The 20,602-nt window shown below is 70.1% G+C and carries 26 protein-coding genes and 3 tRNA genes; 21 read left to right on the forward strand and 8 right to left on the reverse strand.

The window, feature by feature from the left end:
* Window positions 1–3 precede the first annotated feature (3 nt).
* Both ACWC2T_RS06895 and ACWC2T_RS06900 read left to right on the forward strand, forming a co-directional pair.
* Window positions 4–576 carry a guanylate kinase gene (locus ACWC2T_RS06895; protein WP_450669393.1) on the forward strand — a complete coding sequence of 191 codons (573 nt, stop codon included), beginning with the start codon at window positions 4–6 and terminating at the stop codon, window positions 574–576.
* Window positions 573–1,424 (forward strand): DUF1932 domain-containing protein, encoded by an 852-nt coding sequence (locus ACWC2T_RS06900; RefSeq protein WP_450669394.1) that lies wholly within the window; start codon window positions 573–575, stop codon window positions 1,422–1,424. The genes ACWC2T_RS06895 and ACWC2T_RS06900 overlap by 4 nt, the downstream gene beginning before the upstream one ends.
* Here the strand turns inward: ACWC2T_RS06900 and ACWC2T_RS06905 are convergent.
* Together ACWC2T_RS06905 and ACWC2T_RS06910 are read right to left on the reverse strand one after the other, a co-directional pair.
* Entirely contained in the window at window positions 1,421–1,660 is a 240-nt protein-coding gene (locus tag ACWC2T_RS06905) for a hypothetical protein (protein ID WP_071373385.1), read from the reverse strand. The genes ACWC2T_RS06900 and ACWC2T_RS06905 overlap by 4 nt on opposite strands.
* A 38-nt stretch (window positions 1,661–1,698) precedes the next feature.
* On the reverse strand, window positions 1,699–2,343 hold the full coding sequence (locus ACWC2T_RS06910; protein ID WP_450669395.1) for an HAD family hydrolase: 645 nt from the start codon (window positions 2,341–2,343) through the stop codon (window positions 1,699–1,701).
* A 165-nt stretch (window positions 2,344–2,508) separates the two neighbouring features.
* Here ACWC2T_RS06910 and ACWC2T_RS06915 point away from each other — a divergent pair, with 165 nt between their 5' ends.
* Entirely contained in the window at window positions 2,509–2,745 is a 237-nt protein-coding gene (locus ACWC2T_RS06915) for a hypothetical protein (protein ID WP_450669396.1), read from the forward strand.
* Window positions 2,746–3,099: 354 nt separating this feature from the next.
* Here ACWC2T_RS06915 and ACWC2T_RS06920 read toward each other — a convergent pair whose 3' ends face one another.
* Window positions 3,100–3,582 carry a carboxymuconolactone decarboxylase family protein gene (locus ACWC2T_RS06920; protein WP_450669397.1) on the reverse strand — a complete coding sequence of 161 codons (483 nt, stop codon included), beginning with the start codon at window positions 3,580–3,582 and terminating at the stop codon, window positions 3,100–3,102.
* Between the two features lie 174 nt (window positions 3,583–3,756).
* Here ACWC2T_RS06920 and ACWC2T_RS06925 point away from each other — a divergent pair, with 174 nt between their 5' ends.
* From ACWC2T_RS06925 to ACWC2T_RS06935, 3 genes are all read left to right on the forward strand, one after another.
* A complete protein-coding gene (locus tag ACWC2T_RS06925) occupies window positions 3,757–4,110 on the forward strand; it encodes a DUF6233 domain-containing protein (RefSeq protein WP_450669398.1) in 354 nt (117 codons plus the stop codon).
* Between the two features lie 44 nt (window positions 4,111–4,154).
* Window positions 4,155–4,379, forward strand: a complete 225-nt coding sequence (locus ACWC2T_RS06930; RefSeq protein WP_351612174.1) for a hypothetical protein — start codon at window positions 4,155–4,157, stop codon at window positions 4,377–4,379.
* A 66-nt stretch (window positions 4,380–4,445) separates the two neighbouring features.
* Entirely contained in the window at window positions 4,446–4,658 is a 213-nt protein-coding gene (locus ACWC2T_RS06935) for a hypothetical protein (RefSeq protein ID WP_450669399.1), read from the forward strand.
* Between the two features lie 128 nt (window positions 4,659–4,786).
* Here ACWC2T_RS06935 and ACWC2T_RS06940 read toward each other — a convergent pair whose 3' ends face one another.
* Window positions 4,787–5,443, reverse strand: a complete 657-nt coding sequence (locus tag ACWC2T_RS06940; RefSeq protein ID WP_450669400.1) for an SDR family oxidoreductase — start codon at window positions 5,441–5,443, stop codon at window positions 4,787–4,789.
* Between the two features lie 327 nt (window positions 5,444–5,770).
* Window positions 5,771–7,036 (reverse strand): amidohydrolase family protein, encoded by a 1,266-nt coding sequence (locus ACWC2T_RS06945; protein WP_450669401.1) that lies wholly within the window; start codon window positions 7,034–7,036, stop codon window positions 5,771–5,773.
* A gap of 370 nt (window positions 7,037–7,406) precedes the next feature.
* On the opposite strand from ACWC2T_RS06945, the gene ACWC2T_RS06950 reads away from it, so the two are divergent.
* The 8 genes from ACWC2T_RS06950 (at window position 7,407) to ACWC2T_RS06985 (ending at window position 12,526) form a co-directional block, all read left to right on the forward strand.
* Window positions 7,407–7,479: transfer RNA gene (locus ACWC2T_RS06950), tRNA-Thr, on the forward strand.
* 46 nt (window positions 7,480–7,525) lie between these two features.
* Window positions 7,526–7,598, forward strand: a tRNA-Met gene (locus ACWC2T_RS06955).
* A gap of 90 nt (window positions 7,599–7,688) precedes the next feature.
* Window positions 7,689–7,853 carry a 50S ribosomal protein L33 gene (gene rpmG / locus ACWC2T_RS06960; RefSeq protein ID WP_003948671.1) on the forward strand — a complete coding sequence of 55 codons (165 nt, stop codon included), beginning with the start codon at window positions 7,689–7,691 and terminating at the stop codon, window positions 7,851–7,853.
* Window positions 7,854–8,039: 186 nt separating this feature from the next.
* A complete protein-coding gene (locus ACWC2T_RS06965; protein ID WP_450669402.1) occupies window positions 8,040–8,492 on the forward strand; it encodes an FAS1-like dehydratase domain-containing protein in 453 nt (150 codons plus the stop codon).
* A gap of 7 nt (window positions 8,493–8,499) precedes the next feature.
* The gene (locus tag ACWC2T_RS06970; protein WP_388619550.1) at window positions 8,500–8,928 is read left to right on the forward strand and encodes a MaoC family dehydratase; all 429 of its coding nucleotides are present in this window, start codon (window positions 8,500–8,502) and stop codon (window positions 8,926–8,928) included.
* 113 nt (window positions 8,929–9,041) lie between these two features.
* Window positions 9,042–9,611, forward strand: a complete 570-nt coding sequence (locus ACWC2T_RS06975) for a TetR/AcrR family transcriptional regulator (RefSeq protein ID WP_450669403.1) — start codon at window positions 9,042–9,044, stop codon at window positions 9,609–9,611.
* Window positions 9,612–9,699: 88 nt separating this feature from the next.
* Complete coding sequence (locus tag ACWC2T_RS06980) at window positions 9,700–11,196, forward strand: DHA2 family efflux MFS transporter permease subunit (protein WP_450669404.1); 1,497 nt, start codon at window positions 9,700–9,702, stop codon at window positions 11,194–11,196.
* A gap of 274 nt (window positions 11,197–11,470) precedes the next feature.
* Entirely contained in the window at window positions 11,471–12,526 is a 1,056-nt protein-coding gene (locus ACWC2T_RS06985; RefSeq protein ID WP_450669405.1) for a UDP-N-acetylmuramate dehydrogenase, read from the forward strand.
* 19 nt (window positions 12,527–12,545) lie between these two features.
* On the opposite strand, the gene ACWC2T_RS06990 is transcribed toward ACWC2T_RS06985, so the two are convergent.
* Window positions 12,546–13,178, reverse strand: a complete 633-nt coding sequence (locus ACWC2T_RS06990; protein ID WP_450669406.1) for an NAD(P)-dependent oxidoreductase — start codon at window positions 13,176–13,178, stop codon at window positions 12,546–12,548.
* Window positions 13,179–13,283: 105 nt separating this feature from the next.
* Here ACWC2T_RS06990 and ACWC2T_RS06995 point away from each other — a divergent pair, with 105 nt between their 5' ends.
* Window positions 13,284–13,895: a TetR/AcrR family transcriptional regulator gene (locus ACWC2T_RS06995; protein WP_450669407.1), complete on the forward strand. Its 612-nt coding sequence runs from the start codon at window positions 13,284–13,286 to the stop codon at window positions 13,893–13,895.
* A 153-nt stretch (window positions 13,896–14,048) separates the two neighbouring features.
* Here the strand turns inward: ACWC2T_RS06995 and ACWC2T_RS07000 are convergent, their stop codons facing one another.
* Window positions 14,049–15,089: an adenosine deaminase gene (locus ACWC2T_RS07000; protein ID WP_450669408.1), complete on the reverse strand. Its 1,041-nt coding sequence runs from the start codon at window positions 15,087–15,089 to the stop codon at window positions 14,049–14,051.
* A gap of 147 nt (window positions 15,090–15,236) precedes the next feature.
* Window positions 15,237–16,463, reverse strand: coding sequence for a pyridoxal phosphate-dependent aminotransferase (locus ACWC2T_RS07005; RefSeq protein ID WP_450669409.1), 1,227 nt, complete (start codon window positions 16,461–16,463; stop codon window positions 15,237–15,239).
* Window positions 16,464–16,725: 262 nt separating this feature from the next.
* On the opposite strand from ACWC2T_RS07005, the gene ACWC2T_RS07010 reads away from it, so the two are divergent.
* The 6 genes from ACWC2T_RS07010 to rplJ all read left to right on the forward strand — a co-directional run bounded on the left by ACWC2T_RS07010 (window position 16,726) and on the right by rplJ (window position 20,533).
* Window positions 16,726–16,798: transfer RNA gene (locus tag ACWC2T_RS07010), tRNA-Trp, on the forward strand.
* Between the two features lie 106 nt (window positions 16,799–16,904).
* Window positions 16,905–17,192 carry a preprotein translocase subunit SecE gene (secE, locus tag ACWC2T_RS07015; RefSeq protein WP_132857187.1) on the forward strand — a complete coding sequence of 96 codons (288 nt, stop codon included), beginning with the start codon at window positions 16,905–16,907 and terminating at the stop codon, window positions 17,190–17,192.
* Window positions 17,193–17,272: 80 nt separating this feature from the next.
* Window positions 17,273–18,124 carry a transcription termination/antitermination protein NusG gene (gene nusG, locus ACWC2T_RS07020; RefSeq protein ID WP_450669410.1) on the forward strand — a complete coding sequence of 284 codons (852 nt, stop codon included), beginning with the start codon at window positions 17,273–17,275 and terminating at the stop codon, window positions 18,122–18,124.
* Window positions 18,125–18,307: 183 nt separating this feature from the next.
* Window positions 18,308–18,742: a 50S ribosomal protein L11 gene (rplK, locus tag ACWC2T_RS07025; RefSeq protein WP_030345386.1), complete on the forward strand. Its 435-nt coding sequence runs from the start codon at window positions 18,308–18,310 to the stop codon at window positions 18,740–18,742.
* A gap of 103 nt (window positions 18,743–18,845) precedes the next feature.
* Complete coding sequence (gene rplA, locus ACWC2T_RS07030; protein WP_388759411.1) at window positions 18,846–19,571, forward strand: 50S ribosomal protein L1; 726 nt, start codon at window positions 18,846–18,848, stop codon at window positions 19,569–19,571.
* A 431-nt stretch (window positions 19,572–20,002) separates the two neighbouring features.
* On the forward strand, window positions 20,003–20,533 hold the full coding sequence (gene rplJ / locus ACWC2T_RS07035; protein ID WP_208899324.1) for a 50S ribosomal protein L10: 531 nt from the start codon (window positions 20,003–20,005) through the stop codon (window positions 20,531–20,533).
* Window positions 20,534–20,602 lie beyond the last annotated feature (69 nt).

Raw genomic sequence — 20,602 nt, forward strand, 5'->3', positions numbered from 1 at the left:
GGCGTGATCCTGTACGGCCCCCCCGGCTCGGGGAAGGACACCATCACCTCTGAGCTAACCCAGCTACGGCCTGAGTTCGCGCTCTTCGAGCGGCTCAAGGCCGGGCCCGGCCGTACGATCGGGTACCGGCTCACAACGCCGGACCACATTGAGGAGCTGTCCCGAGCCGGGGAACTCCTCTACAGGAACGCCCGATACGACGCTGAGTACGCCATCGACCGGCAGGGCGTCGCGGCCCTGGTCGAGGATGGCCGCGTACCTGTGCTCCACATGGGCCAGGTCGTCGGCGCCACGGCCGTGGCGGCGTTTCCTCTGCACTGGGTTCGGGTGCTCCTGTGGTGCCCCCTGGCTACCACGGAATCGCGTTCCATCGGCCGCGGAGACAAGGACGTCGATGCCCGCGTGAAGGTCTGGCACGAGACCAGGGAAGACCTTTTGGCACACGAATCCGAGCCGTGGACCCTCACCCTCCGGACCGATGTGCTCAGCCCAAGCGAGTCGGCCCGCGCCATCGTCGAAGCACTCTCGCAGAGTGCGCCGGCCGAACCGCGGAACATTCGGGAGCTTGTCGGGTGACGGTCCTTGGCATCCTGCATCCGGGCAGCATGGGCGCCGGCGTCGCCGCTCAGGCACGGCAGTCCGGCGCAGAGGTTCTCTGGTGCTCTGCCGGACGCAGCCCGGAAACGGCGCACCGAGCCGAGCAGTATGGGCTATCGGCCGTTGGTGGGCTCTCGGAGATGGCTGACCGAGCGGACGTCATCCTGAGCCTGTGCCCGCCCGCCGCTGCGGAAGACGTTGCGCGTTCCGTCGCCGCATGCTCGTACTCCGGGACGTACGTCGACGGGAACGCTGTCTCCCCCGCGACAATGACGAGGATCAGCAACATCATGCGACCGTCGGGGGCAACGGTCGTTGACGGCTCTGTGATCGGTTCTCCGCCGTCGGCGTCGAAGAGCCCGCGCCTGTACCTCTCGGGGCCGAGCGAGGCTGTGTCGAGGGTAGCCAAGCTCTTCGACGGGAGCGCCGTCCAGTCGCGGTCTCTAGACGGCGGCGTCGGGCAGGCATCCGCCCTGAAGCTGTCATACAGCAGCTACCAAAAGGCGAGCCGTGTTCTCGCCGCCGTCGCATACGCGCTCGCCAGTGACTACGGGGTGGAGGCGGAGCTACTCGACATCGCTCAGGGGCGTACGACGAGCTACCTGGCGGAGACGGGCTACTTCCCAAAGATCGCGGCTCGGTCCTGGCGTTGGGGCCCCGAGATGAGGGAGGCGGCACAAGCGCTCGCAGAGGTCGGTTTGCCCCCTGAGCTAGCTGACGCTGCCGCCACTGTCATGGAGCGCTGGGAGGGCCTCAAGGACACCTCGCCCGCACTCGCTCAGGTACTCGCGGAGCTACACGCCGCCCCGCCCGGCGGGCCGGTCTAAGGCCCCTCCACATCCTTCCGGCTGGACACCGCAGCCCGCGCGATCACCGACAACGTCAGCTCTCGCTCCTTGTCGATGACGAGCCAGCCCTTATCTAGGAGGGACTGGAGGAGAAGGCGGACCTCATCGCCCAGCTCCTCCGCCAAGTCATCATCCGTGGGGGAGAGGCCAGACTGGAGGAGGGAAGCCACATGGAAGACCAAGGCCTCCTCTTCCGCGGTGATGTTGAAGTCCATGCACTGAAGTTAGGCGAGTGTCCTGGTTGCGGCACGGCCTAGCGGGTCAACCTCCGTAGCATCGCGATGGCCTCCGCGGCACTCGACACGATGATGTCGGGCTCCCGGGGGCCATCGCCCCATTCCCGGCCGCTGGCCACCCAGGCGGTCCGCAGTCCGGCCGTCTGCGCCCCCGCTACGTCCGTCGCGGGGCTGTCGCCCACCATCCACCCTCCGGCGCTCAGCGGAACGCCACAGGCCGCGGCGGCGGCCTCAAAGAGGGCGCGCTCTGGCTTTCGTGCTCCAACACCTTCCGAGATGGTGACCCCGTCGAAGAGCCCGGCGAGCCCCGCCCTGTCGAGCTTGGCCTGCTGGATATCGACCGCTCCATTTGTCGCAATCCCCAGCTTCCATCCGTCGCTCCGGAGTGCTTGGAGACCTTCCAGGACCCCGGGAAAGCAGTGCACCGACCGAGCCACTCCGTCGACGTACTCACGCCACAGGTCCTCGGCGCCATCGGTGAGCCGTAGGACGTCTCGCAGGTAGACGAAGTCCTCGGGGTACGCCCGGTCTCGCAGCCTGGCAGTCACGAGCACAGCGGCCTGACCCGGCAGTCCACGGGAGCGAGCGAAGCCACCCGCCCACGCATCCAAGCCGCCCTGCCGATCGATCAGGGTGTTGTCGAGGTCGAAGAGTGCCAGCACACGACGGACGCTACGCGACGACTACTGAGCCAGATCAGCAAATGCCATGCGCGGGGATCACCGGTCAGCTGTCATGGAACGGACCGAACCCGTTTGGAGGGAAACGTGCCTCAGAGTCACGAGGGAATCCTCGTTCCAGTGCAGCGGGACGTAGGAAGGTGGAGCATGCAGTGGCAGCTCAATTGCCCTGCGTGCGGGATCGCGGAAGCGGAGCAGGGGCAGGTCGGCGCCGACCACGAGGCGGTCACGGTGCAGCCCGACCGCGACAGCGGCGGGAGCCCGCTTGGAACCAGAGGCGGATACGTCAGCGTGGAACTGACCTGCGCGGCAGGTCACGGCTTTGACTTCATCGTGAGCAACCACAAAGGGGCCGAGTTCGTTGGGGTAGTCGCTCGCACCTGATCTCGGTGTCCTGGTCTTTGTCCAGTGAACCGAGGGCCACCACCGTGCACCGCCGTACGCGCACCCCCTGTGACCAGCCCTGTGAACCTCTGCGAACGGCCCTGTTACGGCCATATGCGCAGTTGTCGGAGGCGTAGGCGCCTGGCGCGCTATGGACGAGGTGTGGACGACTGAAGGCGACTCTGGCGCCGCACCGTCTGTTTCCGCAGGTCAGTGACGCCCCGGATGCGCGATCTTGGGCGGACTGTAAATCTGCCGGCTCAGCCTTCCCAGGTTCGAATCCTGGCGCCGCCACACGGAAACGAGAGCCCCGTGACCTGCGAGAGCAGGTCACGGGGCTCTCGTCGTCGACCGTCAGTGGAACTTGGCGGCCATGCCCGCCTCGTAGTCACCGGCGGGCTGCTGGGTGATGACGTTTCCGCGGTTGAAGGCGTTGATGACGGCGATCTGGGCCACCAGGTCGGCGAGCTGGTTCTCGTCGTAGTACTTGGCCGCGTTCGCCCAGACCTCGTCCGGGACGCCGCCGGCCGCGTCGGCGATGCGGGTGCCCTGCTCCGTCAGCTCCAGCGCCGCGCGCTCGGCGTCGGTGAAGACCTTGGCCTCCCTCCAGGCGGCGACCAGATGGAGGCGTACGGCGGTCTCGCCGGCCGCGGCGGCTTCCTTGGTGTGCATGTCGATGCATCCGGCACAGCCGTTGATCTGGCTGGCGCGGAGCATCATCAGTTCGCGCGTCGAGGCCGGCACGGTCGACTCCGAGAGTGCCCTGCCCGCGGCGATGAGGTGCTTGAGGGCCTTGGCGGCGACCGGGGCGGCCATGATGTTCAGACGAGCTTCCACGGTGTACTCCTGGGTGGTTGCCGATGCGTACGCCCTCTTGGACAGAGCGGCCCCGCGCGCTGTGACAGGGGCGAAGGGTGACCTGCGTCTCAGTGGTCGAGACCGTTTCATGCGGACCTGTTCGGCCGCCTCCCTCTGGTCGCACTTCCGGGTCTCTTCACTAGAATCGAACGTGTGAACGATGACCGTCCGCTGACGCGTCTCGACATGCTGCGTTTCGCGCGCCGCGTCGTCGAACATCAGGCCGCGCGGCAGCTCGCCCTGATGGACCGGTGGATCGCGGACGAGGAACGCCGGGAGGCCGAGAGGCAGAGCCGCCTCGCCACCCGGCAGGCCGCTCCGGACTGGCTGATCGAGCGCGGCCTGAACGGTCGCACCGCGGTGTACGTCCACGTCGGCGGCTGTACGAGCGCGGGCGGGCGGGCCAAGGGGGTCGGCCGGGACCAGGCCGTGCGTGCACTTACCGAGGAAGGGATCGCCGCATGCCCGCTGTGCCGCCCCGACACCGCGCTGGGAATACTGGAATGACCGGCCCGGGTGCGGGCCCGACCGGTCCGGACGATGCTGGAGCCATGGCCGGGAAACGACCCATCATCGTGCACCTGCCGTCCCCGACCGGCGGCCGCCGGGTCCGGGTGGACGGCGAGATCCTCGGCCTGGCGCACAACGTCGGGGACCTGGTGGAGTTCCTGCGCCGCGCGGGGCTGGAGATCGAGCCGGAGCAGGTGGCCGACTCGCCGCTGATCGACTGGCGCGGGGTGGGCCCCGACCGCTGGGAAGCCGAGACCCGCACCTGACAGCGGTGTCGCGTCAGCACCTGACAGCAGTGTCGCGTCAGCGCCGACGCGGGGCACACTGACGGCATGTCCTCCCGACGCAGAACCTGTCCTGTGTGCCGCCGCGACATCGCCGTCGTGGCGGGCCGCTACGCGCGGCACGATCCGCCGGGGGCGCGGGAGAAGGGGGAGCTCGTCTCCTGCGCCGGGTCCCGGCAGCAGGCGCAACTCGGAGCTGTCCAGCCGGCGTTGGACGGATACGCCGTGCCGGAGTTTCCCGGTCAGCTGCCTCTGTTCTGAGTCATGAGGGGGGTGGAGGGCGCAGGATCGTGTGTGGGGAGGGCGGCGGGAGACCTGACGGGTCGACAGGTCGACTGTGCTGAAAGGGCGGTCGTGGACTCTGCCCGTTCAACGACCGGTGTCCCGCCTCAGTTCCCGGCCACCGACTTCACCGCCACGGACACCGGCGTCGATCCGCTGATCAGCTCCAGCGTCAGCCCGGTCGTCGCCGGAGTGTCCACCAACTCCGCGAGTACGGCCGCGACATCGTCCCGCGGGACGGAACCGCGTCCGGTGTGCGCCTCCAGGCGGACCTGACCGGTACCGGCGTCGTCCGTCAGCGAACCGGGGCGCAGGATCGTCCAGTCCAGGGCCTCCTGACGGGTGACGTACGCGTCCGCCTCGCCCTTGGCACGCAGATACGCGTCGAAGACGCCGTCGCCCTGGTGCGCGGGATCGGCGCCCATCGAGGACACGACCAGGAAACGGCGCACACGCGCGCGTACGGCTGCGTCCGCGAACAGCACCGCTGCGCCCCTGTCCACCGTCTCCTTGCGGGCCGCCCCGCTGCCCGGGCCCGCGCCGGCCGCGAACACCGCCGCGTCGGCGCCCTGCAGGTGCGCCGCGACCTCCTCCAGCGAGGCGGACTCCAGGTCGAGCAGCACCGGCTCGGCACCGGCAGCCCGCAGATCGTCGCCCTGTTCGGACCTGCGAATGATCCCCGCGACCTCATCTCCGCGCGCGGAGAGCAGGCGTTCCAGCCGCAGCGCGATCTGACCATGACCACCAGCGATGACAATGCGCATGAATCCGACCGTACGCCGGACGGGGCGCATCCGCCGCACGAGTTAATCGGCGTGGCGCAACCGCGCCGGGCGCACGCCCACGGCACGCGCGGGCACGCGTCCATGGGTGCAACGAAGGGTGCGCACGGACACGCTTCCACGGGCGCCATGAGCGCAGTGCCGGGCGCCCACGGGCACGCATCCACCGGCACGCGCGGCGCGCGCCTGGGCGTGCGTTCACGCGCGCCTGGGCGCGCGTTCATTGGCTCACCCCGGGCGCTCAAGGGCACCCGCCCGCGGCAACACCCGCCTACGCGCTCCCGGGCGCCGACCCTGGGCCGCGCCCCCTCACGACAACTCGCCCCGCCCCTGGCGCGGCAACCCGAGTTCCGCCGTGGCCGCCGAGTTGCAGTACTCGCGCACCGCGCTCGTGCGGGCCACCACTCGGCCCCGGTGGATCACGATCCGGCTGTAGGCCAGGGACAGGGCGCCGGCCAGCCGGTTGCCGCGGACGGCGAGGAGGTCCGCCGGGAATCCGGCCTCCACACGCACCTCCGGCAGGCCCAGCGTCGCGCGGGCCGAGGCGCTGACGGCGGAGTAGGCGTCCTCCGGGCGCAGGCCGTGAGCGGAGGCGAGGAGGTAGGCGGCCTCCAGGGGGTCACCGCGGCCGACGGGGTTGGAGGCATCGCGTAGGGCGCCGCTGCCGGCCGACACACGGACACCAGCCGCGCGCAGCAGCCGTACCGGAGCGGCGCCGCGGCGGTCGGTGCCGCAGCAGCCACCCTGGGGCAGGCAGACGACCGTCACGCCGGCCGCCGCGAGCTGGTCCGCGGCGCGGGAGGCGGCCTCGCCGGGCAGGCGCGCAAGTCCGGCGCACGGCCCGATCGTCACGCCGGGTCGCAGGCCCCCGGCCATGGACGCGAGCCGGGACAACCGGGCCGGGTCGGAGGCGTCCGTGTGCAGGTCCACCGGGCAGCCGTGCTCGGAGGCGACCTCCAGGACCGCTTCCACATAGCCCGTGGGATCGGGGTCCAGGTCGGGGCAGCCGCCCACCACGGAGGCGCCCATCTTGACCGCGTCGCGCAGCATCGACAGCCCGTCGGCCCCGGCCACCCCGGTCAGCAGCCGTGGCATGGCCACCGTCGTCAGCTCGGCGAGCCCCCGCAGCGAGCGCCGCGCCTGCAGGACGGCGCCCAGCGCGCCGAGCCCCTGCACATCGCCCACGCGCACGTGCGCGCGTGTTGCCGTCGCACCGTGCCCGAGCTGCAGCAGGGTCGCCTCCGTCGCCCGGCGCTGCACGTCCTCGGGGGCGTACGACACCGGGCCGGGGCGTTCGGCGGACAGTGCGGTGTCTCCGTGGGCGTGCGGTTCGGCCGGGGCCGGCAGGAGCAGATAGCCGCTCAGGTCCACGCGCGCGGCGCCCGTCCGGGCAGGGCCCGGCGCCAGACTGCCGGCCGTGCCCACCGCCTCGATGCGCCCGCCGCCCAGCCGTACGTCCACCGTCCGGCCGTCGGTGAGCCGCGCACCGCACAGCAGCAGGGCGGCCGGGTCGGACTGGCCCGAGGATCCCGAGGAGTTCGACGGCGGGTGCGGCTGCGGCTGGCTGTCTGGCATCGCGCTCCAGGATCGGGGCCGGGGGCTCGGGCGGGCCCGCGTGAGACACCGGGGCCTGGGCCCCAAGATCACGCAGAGCGAGTCGAGCCTAGGGTGGCGAGCCGCGCCGGGTGCGCAGGAGCGCAATAGTCGTACCGGTTGCTCCGCCCTTGGCAGTACACGTGTCGCCCACCCGCGTGGCCCCGCGCCCTCGTACGGCGCCCACCTCGCGTGGCCCCCGCTCTCCCCGGCGAACGCCCACGCGCGCGTGCCCGCATGAGCCCTCCCTGCGATGCGTGAGGTCGCTGCGAGCCCTGGGATGGGGTTGCCGCGGGCCGCCGGATACGGATTTGGGTGAACGGCGGCGGACCGTGTAATGTCTTCATCGCTCGCCCCAATAGCTCAGTCGGCAGAGCGTCTCCATGGTAAGGAGAAGGTCAACGGTTCGATTCCGTTTTGGGGCTCTGGTGTGAGAGGTTCCCGTCGAAAGACGGGGTCCGATCGCATCGCAGCGGTGTAGCTCAGTCGGTAGAGCAAGCGGCTCATAATCGCTGTGTCACCGGTTCAAGTCCGGTCACCGCTACTGACAGTAGCCGATTGCGGGGTCGGTCCTTCGATCGGCTACTCTTTCTTGCGTTGAATTAGTCCACCCGTTCGTCTTAGGAGCACTCACGTGGCTGCCACCGACGTCCGCCCGAAGATCACGCTGGCCTGCGTGGAGTGCAAGGAGCGGAACTACATCACCAAGAAGAACCGGCGTAACAACCCGGATCGTCTTGAGATGAAGAAGCACTGCCCTCGCTGCAACGCGCACACCGCGCACCGCGAGACGCGATAAACAGGCTCGTCCGCGAGGCCGTCCCCTTCCGAGGGGGCGGCCTCGCGGCGTTTCACCGCCTCACCGGCGCCTCGACCCACCGGCGCTTCAGCGGCCGGGCCCCTACCCGCGTCCCCCTGCGCATTCCCTGGGCGGGATTCCGGCTAATTTGGGGCCATCACAGCAGACATCAGGAGGTGCCGGGCCATGGCGCTCGACCAGTCCTTCGTTGGACGGACCTACCCGCCCACCGCGCCCTACGAGGTGGGCCGGGAGAAGATCCGCGAGTTCGCCGAGGCGGTGGGCGAGACCAACCCGGTCTACACGGACCCGGAGGCCGCGAAGGCGTTCGGTCATTCCGATGTGATCGCCCCGCCGACGTTCGTGTTCGCCATCACCTTCCCGGCCGCGGGACAGATCATCGAGGACCCGCAGCTCGGTCTCGACTACAGCCGCGTGGTGCACGGCGACCAGAAGTTCGCCTACAGCCGCCCGGTGCGCGCCGGCGACCGGCTCACGGTCACCTCCACCATCGAGGGGATCAAGTCCCTCGCGGGCAACGACATCCTGGACATCCGCGGTGAGGTGCACGACGAGGCGGGCGAGCACGTCGTGACCGCCTGGACCAAGCTCGTGGCCCGCGCGGCCGAGGAGGCGTGAGGACCTGATGACGGCGAAGATCGCGTACGACGACGTCGAGGTCGGCACCGAGCTGCCGGCGCAGACCTTCCCCGTGACCCGCGCCACGCTCGTGCGCTACGCGGGTGCCTCCGGGGACTTCAACCCGATCCACTGGAACGAGAAGTTCGCCAAGGAGGTCGGCCTGCCGGACGTCATCGCGCACGGCATGTTCACCATGGCCGAGGCGATCCGCGTGGTCACCGACTGGACCGGGGACCCGGGCGCGGTCGTGGAGTACGGCGTCCGCTTCACCAAGCCCGTCGTCGTGCCCAACGACGACCAGGGCGCGCTGATCGAGGTCAGCGGCAAGGTCGCGGCCAAGCTGGACGACAACACCGTGCGCGTGGACCTCACGGCGACGAGCGACGGCCAGAAGGTGCTGGGCATGTCCCGGGCGGTCGTACGGCTCGCCTGACGGCTCCACCGGAACCGCCGCGTAAGGGGCGTCCCCCTGGTGGGGCGCCCCTTACGCGCGTCTGGGTGCCAGAGGGCTTGCCAAGTTAGTGATTGAGTACTAACTTACTTCTCGTGGTCAGGATGAGCGCAGAAGAGCGACGCGAGAGTGTCATTCGCGCGGCGATCGCCGAATTCGCGAGGAAGGGCTACTACGGCACTTCCACCGAGGCGATCGCGGCGCGCGTCGGGGTCTCGCAGCCGTACCTCTTCCGCCTCTTCGCCGGCAAGAAGGCGATCTTCGCCGCCGCGTCGCTGCGGTGTGTCGAGGACACCTGCCGGGTCTTCGAGGAGGCCGCCAGGGGGCTGGAGGGCGAGGAGGCCCTGCACGCCATGGCGGACGCCTATGTGCAGCTGATCACGGAGCAGCCCGAAAAACTCCAGATGCAGATGCAGACGTACATCACCGTCGCGGCCGTCGAGGCGGAGGGTGACCACGAGTTCGGGGAGGCCGTACGGGCCGCCTGGATGAAGCTCTGGGACACCGTCCACCTGCCGCTCGGGGCGGACGACGGCGAGACGACGACCTTCCTGGCCTACGGAATGCTCATCAACACCCTCACGGCCATGGGGTTTCCGTCCGAACACCGGGTCTGGCGGGGGATCGACACGCCGTCCCGGGTTGTCGGCCGGCTGGAGCAGTAGCCGAACGGGGTGGTTGGCCCGCTCCTTTTTCATGCCCGCGAAAGTTAGTCATCAATAACTAACAAGAAGATCGCTCACTGGGGGAGAGATGTCACAGCAGACCGCGACGAGCGCGGGCCGCGCAAGCGCCGCCTGGGCCCTCGTCATCACCAGCGTCGCCGGCTTCATGGCGGCCCTCGACAACCTCGTCGTCACCACCGCCCTGCCCTCCATCCGCAAGGACCTCGGCGGCGCCCTGGACGACCTCGAGTGGACCGTCAGCGCCTACACGCTCACCTTCGCCGTCCTGCTGATGTTCGGTGCGGCGCTCGGCGACCGCTTCGGGCGCCGCAGGCTCTTCATCGCGGGACTCGCCGTCTTCACCGGCGCCTCCGCCGCCGCGGCCATGGCCCCCGGCATCGACTCCCTGATCGCCGCCCGTGCGGTCCAGGGCGTCGGCGCGGCCGTGATGATGCCGCTCACGCTGACCCTGCTGACCGCGGCCGTGCCCGCCGCCAGGCGCGGGATGATGTACGGCATCTGGGGCGCCGTCAACGGACTCGCCGTAGCCTCCGGCCCGCTCATCGGCGGCAGCCTCACCGAGCACGTCTCCTGGCACTGGATCTTCTGGCTGAACGTGCCGCTCGGGCTGATCACGCTGCCGCTCGCCCGTCTCCGCCTCGCCGAGTCCCACGGCACCGGCGCCCGGCTCGACGTCCCCGGCACCCTGCTCGCCAGCGGCGGCCTGTTCGGGATCGTCTACGGCCTGGTCCGCGGCCCCGCCGACGGCTGGACCGACACCGTGGTCCTCACCGCGCTGTTCGCGGGCGGTGCCCTGCTGACCGGGTTCGTCCTGTACAGCTCCCGCGCGGCCAACCCCATGCTGCCCATGCGGCTGTTCCGCTCCCGCGCCTTCTCCGGCATCAACGCGGCCAGCCTGCTGATGTTCGTCGGCATGTTCGGCTCGATCTTCCTGCTCAGCCAGTACATGCAGGGCGTGCTCGGCTACTCGCCCACCGAGGCCGGACTCAGGATGCTTCCCTGGACCGGCATGCCGATGCTCGTCGCGCCGATCGCCGGGATCCTCTCCGACCGCATCGGCGGCCGCCCGGTCGTCGCCGCGGGCCTGTTCCTGCAGGCCGCCGGTCTCGGCTACATGGCCGCCGTGGCCACCACGGACGCCTCCTACGCCGCCCAGCTGCCCGCCCTGGTCATCAGCGGGGTCGGCATGGCCCTGTACTTCGCGCCGGCCGCCAACCTGGTGATGTCCAGCGTCCGCCCGCAGGAGCAGGGCATCGCCTCCGGCGCCAACAACGCGCTGCGCGAGGTGGGCGGCGCGCTCGGTATCGCGGTGATGTCGTCGATCTTCTCCGCGCAGGGCGGCTACGACAGCGCCCAGAGCTTCGTCGACGGCCTGCGGCCCGCCCTGGTCACCGGCTCGGCGGTGGTCGCCCTCGCCGCGGTCGCGGCCCTGGTGATCCCGTCCCGGCGCAGCGCCGCCCGCCTCGCCACGGGGGACGGACGGACACCGGCGACTTCCCCGGAGACCGCTGCCACCGAGGCTCCTGCCCCGGCGGCCGTCGCTCTGGAGGGCACCGCCCGCTGAGTGCCGACCCGGACCCGCCCCCCCGCTTCCTCGCCCGCACCCCTGGGAGTCCGCCGACGCACTGAAGGCCTTCGCCCACCCGGTGCCCAGTACGCGCGCGTGGCCTTCGAAGGAGGCCACGCGCGCGTGTATGTGTACGTGTGTCAGGTGTCCACGCGCGCGTACCTGCCTGTCAGCGCGTGCGGGTCGGCCGGGGAGCACACCGCACGCACCCCAAGGGGGCCCGCCCAGCGCGGATGCCGGGCTGTCCGAGCCGTCTCGTAGTCTTGGGCCCGTGCAGGTACTCCACGACGCCCCTCTTGCCCCGTTGACCACCTTCCGGCTGGGCGGTCCCGCGACGCGGCTGGTCACTGCGGTGACCGACGCCGAGGTGATCGCCGCCGTCCGTGAGGCCGACGACAGCGGGACCCCGCTGCTGGTCATCGGCGGCGGATCGAACCTGGTCATCGGCGACAAGGGCTTCGACGGCACCGCCCTGCGCATCGCCACGCGCGGTGTCGAGCTGCGCGGCACGACGCTGGAGCTCGCGGCCGGCGAGGTGTGGACGGACGCCGTCGCCCGCACGGTCGAGGCCGGGCTCGCCGGCATCGAGTGCCTGGCCGGCATCCCCGGGTCCGCGGGCGCCACGCCGATCCAGAACGTCGGCGCCTACGGCCAGGAGGTCTCCTCCACCATCACCGAGGTCATCGCCTACGACCGACGCGCCGGCGAGACCGTCACGCTGACGAACGAGGAGTGCGCCTTCTCGTACCGCCACAGCCGCTTCAAGGCCGACCCCGAGCGCTATGTCGTGCTGCGGGTCCGCTTCGAGCTGGAGGACGCGGACGGGCTGTCCGCACCCGTGAAGTACGCCGAGGTCGCTCGCGCGCTCGGCGTCGAGCAGGGCGAGCGGGTGCCGCTCGCCACCGCGCGCGACACCGTGCTGAAGCTGCGCAGCGGCAAGGGCATGGTGCTCGACCCCGAGGACCACGACACCTGGTCCGCCGGATCCTTCTTCACCAACCCGATCCTCACCGACGAGCAGTTCGCCGCGTTCCACGCGCGCGTGCGTGAGCGGCTGGGCGACGGCGTGGCGCCGCCCGCCTACCCCGCGGGGGAGGGCCGTACGAAGACCTCGGCGGCCTGGCTGATCGACAAGGCGGGCTTCACCAAGGGCTACGGCAGCGGACCCGCCCGCATCTCCACCAAGCACACCCTCGCCCTCACCAACCGGGGCGCCGCCACCACCGAAGACCTGCTGACCCTGGCCCGCGAGGTGGTCGCCGGGGTCCGCGAGGCCTTCGGGATCACGCTCGTCAACGAGCCGGTGACGGTCGGCGTCAGCCTCTGACGGCACGAACAGCAGTGGGCTAGTACGCCACCCCCACCCCCTGCTGCACCGTCGCCTGGTCGTCGATCATCGCCAGCATCGCGTGCGCGACGTCGGCGCGCGCGATGAAGCGGCCGTTGCGCGGGAAGCCGCCGACGACGGTGCGGTAGCGGCCGGTGAGGGGCTTGTTGTGCAGACGCGGCGGCCGTACGGACGTCCAGTCCGTGTCGCTGCGGGCCAGCTCGGCCTCCATCCCGCGCAGGTCGGCGTAGATGTCCTTGAGGATCGCCGACACCAGGCCCCGCGCGGCACGGTCCAGCGCGCCGTCGCCCTCGGGGGCGGGGCCGACGGGACCGGCGCTGACCACGAGCAGCCGTCGTACGCCCTCGGCCTCCATGGCGCCCAGGACCGTACGGGTCAGCCGGGTGGCGACCCCGGCGTCCTTGCGGCTGCGCGCGCCCAGGCCGGAGAGGACCGCGTCCCGGCCCCTGACGGCCGTGCGCAGCTCCTCGGGGTCGGTGAGGTCGGCGCGGAACACCTCCAGCGCGTCCCCTGCGACATCGAGCCGGGCCGGATCGCGGACCACGGCCGTCACCCGGTGGCCGGCGCCGAGCGCCTGCCGCACGAGCTCCCGGCCGATGCCGCCGGTGGCGCCGAAAACGGTGAGGTTCATGAGTGTGCTCCCGTGCTCGGGGCTGGTGGGTGAGTGTTCACTCACCCTGCTTCCCCCTAGAGTGGGTAAGCACTCACTCACTCGTCAAGCCCGATTGGACGCCCCATGGAGCCGAAGCCGGCGCGTGTCCGCATCCTCGACGCCGCCCACGAGCTCATGCTCACCGTCGGCCTCGCCCGCGCCACCACCAAGGAGATCGCCCGCGCGGCCGGCTGCTCCGAAGCGGCTCTCTACAAGTACTTCGACAGCAAGGAGGAGCTGTTCGTGCGCGTGCTCGCCGAGCGTCTGCCCCGGCTCACGCCCCTGCTGAACAGCCTCGCCGCCGAACCGGGACAGGGCACTCTGGAGGGCAACCTCACCGAGATCGCCCGCCAGGCAGCCCTCTTCTACGAGCAGAGCTTCCCGATCGCCGCCTCCCTGTACGCCGAGACCCAGCTCAAACGGCGGCACGACGACGCCCTGCGCACGCTCGGCTCCGGCCCGCACCGGCCCATCCAGGACCTGGACGCGTATCTGCGCGCCGAGCAGGCCGTCGGCCGCGTCCGCGCCGACGCCGACACCTTCGCGGCCGCCTCCCTGCTGCTGGGCGCCTGCGCGCAGCGCGCCTTCGCCTACGACGCGACCGACACGGGGGAGCGGCCGTCGGTCGACGCGTTCGCCGCGCGGCTCGCGAAGACACTGCTGGGCGGAATCGCCGTTGCACGGGCCTCCGCCTGAGCCTCACGCCGGGGCCGTGACGAACGCCACCGGGAACGCCGGGACCACGGCCGTATGCGGCTGAGGCTGCGCGAGTTCCGGCCCCGCACCGGACCACACGCATACCGGGTCGTCCAGCCTCGGCCTGCAAGGCATATCCGCCCTACGCCCACTTCAGGCGGCCGGACGGGCCAGCCAGTCGTCCACGCCGGCCAGCAGCCGTGCCCTGACGTCGTCCGGGGCGGCCGAACCCCGCACCGACTGGCGGGCCAGCTCGGCGAGTTCGGCGTCGGAGAAGCCGTGCGCGTGCCGGGCGATCTCGTACTGGGCGGCCAGTCGGGAGCCGAACAGCAGCGGGTCGTCGGCGCCGAGGGCCATGGGCACGCCGGCGTCGAAGAACGTCCGCAGCGGCACGTCCTCGGGCTTCTCGTACACGCCGAGGGCCACGTTCGAAGCGGGGCACACCTCGCAGGTCACGCCCCGGTCGGCCAGCCGCTTCAGCAGCCGCGGGTCCTCGGCCGCGCGCACCCCGTGCCCGATCCGGGAGGCGTGCAGGTCGTCCAGGCAGTCGCGCACCGAGGCCGGGCCGGTCAGCTCGCCGCCGTGCGGGGCCGACAGCAGACCGCCCTCGCGCGCGATGTGGAAGGCCCGGTCGAAGTCCCGGGCCATGCCCCGCCGCTCGTCGTTGGAGAGCCCGAAACCGACCACGCCCCGGTCCGCGTACCGCACCGCGAGGCGAGCCAGCGTACGGGCGTCCAGCGGGTGCTTCATGCGGTTGGCGGCGACCAGCACCCGCATGCCGAGCCCGGTCTCCCGGGACGTCGTCTCCACCGCGTCCAGGATGATCTCCAGCGCGGGAATCAGCCCGCCCAGCCGGGGCGCGTACGACGTCGGGTCCACCTGGATCTCCAGCCAGCCCGAACCGTCCTTCAGGTCCTCCTCGGCGGCCTCCCGGACCAGCCGCCGGATGTCCTCCGGTTCGCGCAGGCAGGAGCGCGCCGCGTCGTACAGCCGCTGGAAGCGGAACCAGCCGCGCTCGTCCGTGGCCCGCAGCTTCGGCGGTTCGCCGCTGGTCAGCGCTTCCGTCAGGGCCTCGGGCAGACGTACGCCGTACTTGTCGGCCAGTTCCAGGACGGTTCCCGGCCGCATCGAACCGGTGAAGTGCAGGTGCAGATGGGCTTTCGGCAGCTCAGAGAGATCACGTACACGCTCCATCCCAGGATCCTGCCGTACGCACCTGTCACACCGGTAGCCGTTTCCCCGTACGTGGTCTTGCTCGCACAAACGAACAGGGGCACCCCGAGCATTCAGGGGTGCCCCTGTCCAAAAATGGACCAGAAAACGGACCAGAAACGGACCGGCTCAGGCCTTGGCCTCCGCCAGCAGCTTCTGGATGCGGCTCACGCCCTCGACGAGGTCCTCGTCGCCCAGCGCGTACGACAGCCGCAGATAGCCCGGCGTGCCGAAGGCCTCGCCCGGGACGACCGCGACCTCGGCCTCCTCCAGGATCAGCGCGGCCAGCTCGACGGTGTCCTGCGGGCGCTTGCCGCGGATCTCCCGGCCGAGCAGGGCCTTGACCGACGGGTAGGCGTAGAAGGCGCCCTCGGGCTCGGGGCAGACCACGCCGTCGATCTCGTTGAGCATCCGCACGATGGTCTTGCGGCGCCGGTCGAAGGCCTCGCGCATCTTCGCCACGGCCTGAAGGTCACCGGAGACGGCGGCCAGGGCGGCCACCTGGGCCACGTTGGAGACGTTCGAGGTGGCGTGCGACTGCAGGTTCGTGGCGGCCTTGACGACGTCCTTCGGGCCGATGACCCAGCCCACGCGCCAGCCCGTCATGGCGTACGTCTTCGCCACACCGTTGACGACGATGCACTTGTCGCGCAGCTCGGGCAGCAGCGCCGGCAGGGACACCGCGGCGGCGTCGCCGTAGACCAGGTGCTCGTAGATCTCGTCGGTGAGCACCCACAGGCCGTGCTCCACGGCCCAGCGGCCGATCGCCTCGGTCTCGGCCTCCGTGTAGACCGCGCCGGTCGGGTTGGAGGGGGAGACGAAGAGCACGACCTTCGTCTTCTCGGTGCGCGCCGCCTCCAGCTGCTCGACCGAGACGCGGTAGCCGGTCGTCTCGTCGGCCACGACCTCCACCGGGACACCGCCGGCCAGGCGGATCGACTCCGGGTACGTCGTCCAGTACGGCGCCGGGACGATGACCTCGTCGCCCGGGTCGAGGATCGCGGCGAACGCCTCGTAGATGGCCTGCTTGCCGCCGTTGGTGACGAGGATCTGCGAGACGTCGGGCTCCCAGCCGGAGTCGCGCAGGGTCTTCGCGGCGATGGCGGCCTTCAGCTCGGGCAGGCCGCCGGCCGGCGTGTAGCGGTGGTACTTGGGGTTCTTGCAGGCCTCTACGGCCGCCTCGACGATGTAGTCCGGGGTTGGGAAGTCGGGCTCACCGGCGCCGAAGCCGATCACCGGACGCCCGGCGGCCTTCAGGGCCTTGGCCTTGGCGTCCACGGCGAGGGTGGCGGACTCGGAGATCGCGCCGACTCGGGCGGAGACCCGGCGCTCGGTGGGTGGGGTTGCAGCGCTCATGGAGCCCATCGTTCCAGACCGGAAATGTCCCCGGCACACGGGTTTCACAGACTGAACAAGGAGGAGTCGGGACGTGAACACGGGTCCGAATCCGGGCCCCGGCCAGGACGATCTTTGGTCAAGTGGCCCCGGACGGGCACTTTCTGTTCGACGCCGGGCCGCGGACCACGTACACTCTCACCTCGTTGGCCTTCAGAAGCCGCTGCCGAAACCGGTGCACACCGCGCACCCGTCCGGATGCGGTACGTTGGGGGGCACACAAAGGGTCGTAGCTCAATTGGTAGAGCACCGGTCTCCAAAACCGGCGGTTGGGGGTTCAAGTCCCTCCGGCCCTGCTACACACACCGCCAGGATGTGTGCGCATGTACGTACAGCAATGCACCGCCGTGCGGCTCAGAAACCGGGCGCGGCACGGCCACGACCCGGGACCAGGTGAGGACAATGACGGACGCCGTGGGCTCCATCGACACGCCTGACGCCCAGGATGAAGTGCAGGAGTCCAAGAAGAAGGCCCGCAAGGGCGGCAAGCGCGCCAAGAAGGGCCCGCTGAAGCGCCTCGCCACCTTCTACCGCCAGATCATCGCGGAGCTCCGCAAGGTCGTCTGGCCGACGCGCAACCAGCTGACGTCGTACACCACCGTGGTGATCTTCTTTGTCGCCATCATGATCGCGCTGGTGACCGTGATTGACTATGGGCTCAACCACGCGGCCAAGTACGTCTTCGGCTGAGCCAAGAGCGAAGGGCGCCGTGGCACCGGCGCCCGTTTTCGCATGTTCCACCCCTATGTATCCAGGAAGAAGCAGCCATCGTGTCTGACCCGAACCTGAACGACGACGCCATCGAGCCTCGCGGGACCGCTGCCGAGATGGTGGACGACGAGCTCGACATCGTCGAGGGCGCGGACGAGCAGGACGAGTTCGAGGCTGCCGAGGCCGAGGCGGGGGAGCCGGCCGAAGAGGCTGCCCTGAACGTCGAGGACGAGGACGAGGCCGCAGAGGCTGCCGCCGAGACCGAGGAGGCCGAGGAGGAGCCGGCCGCGCCCGTCGACCCCGTCGAGGCCCTGCGCGAGGAACTGCGCTCTCTGCCCGGCGAGTGGTACGTCATCCACACCTACGCCGGCTACGAGAACCGCGTGAAGACCAACCTGGAGCAGCGCGCCGTCTCGCTGAACGTCGAGGACTACATCTTCCAGGCCGAGGTGCCGCAGGAAGAGGTCGTCCAGATCAAGAACGGCGACCGCAAGACGATCAAGCAGAACAAGCTGCCCGGTTACGTCCTGGTCCGCATGGACCTGACCAACGAGTCCTGGGGCGTCGTCCGCAACACCCCGGGTGTCACCGGCTTCGTCGGCAACGCCTACGACCCGTACCCGCTGACCCTGGACGAGATCGTCAAGATGCTCGCTCCGGAGGCCGAGGAGAAGGCCGCCCGTGAGGCCGCCGAGGCCGAGGGCAAGCCCGCCCCGCAGCGCAAGGTCGAGGTCCAGGTGCTGGACTTCGAGGTCGGCGACTCGGTCACCGTCACCGACGGCCCGTTCGCCACGCTGCAGGCGACCATCAACGAGATCAACCCCGACTCGAAGAAGGTCAAGGGCCTGGTGGAGATCTTCGGCCGCGAAACGCCGGTCGAGCTGTCCTTCGACCAGATCCAGAAGAACTGATCCAGAAGTACTAGTCCATTTCTGGACGTCGCTCTTCCGCGCAGGTCAGGCGGGCTGCCTCAGCCGGTCTGACCTGCTCGGTTTTTGGCCGCGCATCTATACCCGTTATCGTTGTGCGGTATGCCTGCGTCAGGATCGCGATCTTGCGCAGGCATGGACCCGAATGAAAGGACCCGGAGAGCTATGCCTCCCAAGAAGAAGAAGGTCACGGGGCTCATCAAGCTCCAGATCCAGGCCGGTGCCGCCAACCCGGCTCCGCCGGTCGGCCCCGCGCTGGGTCAGCACGGTGTCAACATCATGGAGTTCTGCAAGGCCTACAACGCCGCGACCGAGTCGCAGCGCGGTTGGGTCATCCCGGTGGAGATCACGGTCTACGAGGACCGCTCCTTCACCTTCATCACCAAGACGCCGCCGGCCGCGAAGATGATCCTCAAGGCCGCGGGCATCGAGAAGGGCTCCGGCGAGCCGCACAAGACCAAGGTCGCCAAGATCACCGAGGCGCAGGTCCGCGAGATCGCCCAGACCAAGATGCCCGACCTGAACGCGAACGACCTGGACGCCGCGGCGAAGATCATCGCCGGCACCGCGCGCTCCATGGGCGTCACGGTCGAGGGCTGACCTCAACCCCCCTCAGCAGTCATGCGGCCGTGGTCGGTCGCACGTGGCAGGGCCTGCTCGGCCCAGGGACCACGACTCCTTTCAGAACACACAGGAGCAAGTTGTGAGCAAGCGCAGCAAGGCTCTCCGCGCTGCGGACGCCAAGGTCGACCGGGAGAAGCTGTACGCCCCGCTCGAGGCCGTCCGTCTCGCCAAGGAGACCTCCACGACCAAGTTCGACGCCACCGTCGAGGTCGCCTTCCGTCTGGGTGTCGACCCGCGCAAGGCCGACCAGATGGTCCGTGGCACCGTGAACCTTCCGCACGGCACCGGTAAGACCGCCCGGGTCCTGGTCTTCGCGACCGGCGACCGTGCCGAGGCCGCGCGTGCCGCGGGCGCCGACATCGTCGGTGCCGACGAGCTGATCGACGAGGTCGCGAAGGGCCGTCTGGACTTCGACGCCGTCGTCGCCACCCCGGACCTCATGGGCAAGGTCGGCCGCCTCGGCCGCGTCCTCGGCCCGCGTGGTCTGATGCCGAACCCGAAGACCGGCACCGTCACCCCCGACACCGCCAAGGCCGTCACCGACATCAAGGGCGGCAAGATCGAGTTCCGCGTCGACAAGCACTCGAACCTGCACTTCATCATCGGCAAGTCGTCCTTCGACGACGCCAAGCTGGTGGAGAACTACGGCGCCGCGCTGGAGGAGATCCTCCGTCTGAAGCCGTCCGCCGCCAAGGGTCGCTACATCAAGAAGGCCGCCATCACCACCACGATGGGCCCCGGCATCCCGGTCGACCCGAACCGCACCCGCAACCTCCTCGTCGAGGAGGACCCGGCCGCCGTCTGAGCTCTCCGCTCACCCCGGTAGCCGCGTCAGGTACGCGTGAGTGAGGGCGGGCCCCGCAACCCTGTGGTTGCGGGGCCCGCCCTTTCTGCACACCGCCGAGACACCACCGAGCAGGCTCCTGAGCACACCACGGGACCGTGGCGTCGTAGAGCCCGATTTGCTCTGTGGCACACCGGTCCCGTACTCTCCTACCGAAGCCAAAGACCGCTGGTCGTTGCCGTGCGCTCGAACGAGGGCGCGGTGGCCGAAGGATCCGCTGAAAAGTGGGCGACCCGCGCAGGTGACAGTGGAAGAACTCCCGGAGTGCGCGCGCCGAGCGCGTGTGCGGCCGGTCGAGTCCGCCCCGAGCGCCTGCGCCGGGGCGTTTCGTTTTCCCCAGTCCTCCTTCGGGTCCGCGCGGTCCGAATCACCCGGAAGGAGGCCGAGGCTCTATGGCGAGGCCCGACAAGGCTGCCGCGGTTGCCGAGCTGACGGACAAGTTCCGCAGCTCCAACGCCGCCGTGCTGACCGAGTACCGCGGTCTCACCGTGGCGCAGCTCAAGACGCTGCGCCGGTCGCTCGGTGAGAACGCCCAGTACGCCGTGGTGAAGAACACGCTGACCAAGATTGCGGCCAAGGAGGCCGGGATCACGCTGGAGGACCAGCTCTTCGCTGGCCCGACGGCCGTCGCCTTCGTCACCGGTGACCCGGTGGAGTCGGCGAAGGGTCTGCGTGACTTCGCCAAGGACAACCCCAATCTCGTCATCAAGGGCGGTGTCCTGGAGGGCAAGGCCCTCTCCGCCGACGAGATCAAGAAGCTTGCGGACCTCGAGTCCCGCGAGGTTCTGCTCGCCAAGCTGGCGGGCGCCATGAAGGGCAAGCAGTCCCAGGCTGCCGCGCTCTTCCAGGCGCTCCCGTCGAAGCTCGTCCGCACCGTGGACGCGCTGCGCGCCAAGCAGGCCGAGCAGGGCGGTGCCGAGTAATTCGGCTCGCATCATGACCGCCGCCGCCAGGCAGCGGTCGTAGCGGGCCGAACGTACGCCCGCCAGTCA

Source organism: Streptomyces sp. NPDC001393, assembly GCF_053597455.1.

Bases quoted from the DNA above. Each gene is read 5' to 3' on its own strand.
- ACWC2T_RS06905 (WP_071373385.1), bottom strand. From the start codon at position 1,660: ATGGACTTCAACATCACCGCGGAAGAGGAGGCCTTGGTCTTCCATGTG.
- ACWC2T_RS06915 (WP_450669396.1), top strand. From the start codon at position 2,509: ATGCAGTGGCAGCTCAATTGCCCTGCGTGCGGGATCGCGGAAGCGGAG.
- ACWC2T_RS06930 (WP_351612174.1), top strand. From the start codon at position 4,155: ATGGCCGGGAAACGACCCATCATCGTGCACCTGCCGTCCCCGACCGGC.
- ACWC2T_RS06935 (WP_450669399.1), top strand. From the start codon at position 4,446: ATGTCCTCCCGACGCAGAACCTGTCCTGTGTGCCGCCGCGACATCGCC.
- ACWC2T_RS06940 (WP_450669400.1), bottom strand. From the start codon at position 5,443: ATGCGCATTGTCATCGCTGGTGGTCATGGTCAGATCGCGCTGCGGCTG.
- ACWC2T_RS06945 (WP_450669401.1), bottom strand. From the start codon at position 7,036: ATGCCAGACAGCCAGCCGCAGCCGCACCCGCCGTCGAACTCCTCGGGA.
- ACWC2T_RS06965 (WP_450669402.1), top strand. From the start codon at position 8,040: ATGGCGCTCGACCAGTCCTTCGTTGGACGGACCTACCCGCCCACCGCG.
- ACWC2T_RS06970 (WP_388619550.1), top strand. From the start codon at position 8,500: ATGACGGCGAAGATCGCGTACGACGACGTCGAGGTCGGCACCGAGCTG.
- ACWC2T_RS06980 (WP_450669404.1), top strand. From the start codon at position 9,700: ATGTCACAGCAGACCGCGACGAGCGCGGGCCGCGCAAGCGCCGCCTGG.
- ACWC2T_RS06990 (WP_450669406.1), bottom strand. From the start codon at position 13,178: ATGAACCTCACCGTTTTCGGCGCCACCGGCGGCATCGGCCGGGAGCTC.
- ACWC2T_RS06995 (WP_450669407.1), top strand. From the start codon at position 13,284: ATGGAGCCGAAGCCGGCGCGTGTCCGCATCCTCGACGCCGCCCACGAG.
- ACWC2T_RS07000 (WP_450669408.1), bottom strand. From the start codon at position 15,089: ATGGAGCGTGTACGTGATCTCTCTGAGCTGCCGAAAGCCCATCTGCAC.
- ACWC2T_RS07005 (WP_450669409.1), bottom strand. From the start codon at position 16,463: ATGAGCGCTGCAACCCCACCCACCGAGCGCCGGGTCTCCGCCCGAGTC.
- secE (WP_132857187.1), top strand. From the start codon at position 16,905: ATGACGGACGCCGTGGGCTCCATCGACACGCCTGACGCCCAGGATGAA.
- rplK (WP_030345386.1), top strand. From the start codon at position 18,308: ATGCCTCCCAAGAAGAAGAAGGTCACGGGGCTCATCAAGCTCCAGATC.
- rplJ (WP_208899324.1), top strand. From the start codon at position 20,003: ATGGCGAGGCCCGACAAGGCTGCCGCGGTTGCCGAGCTGACGGACAAG.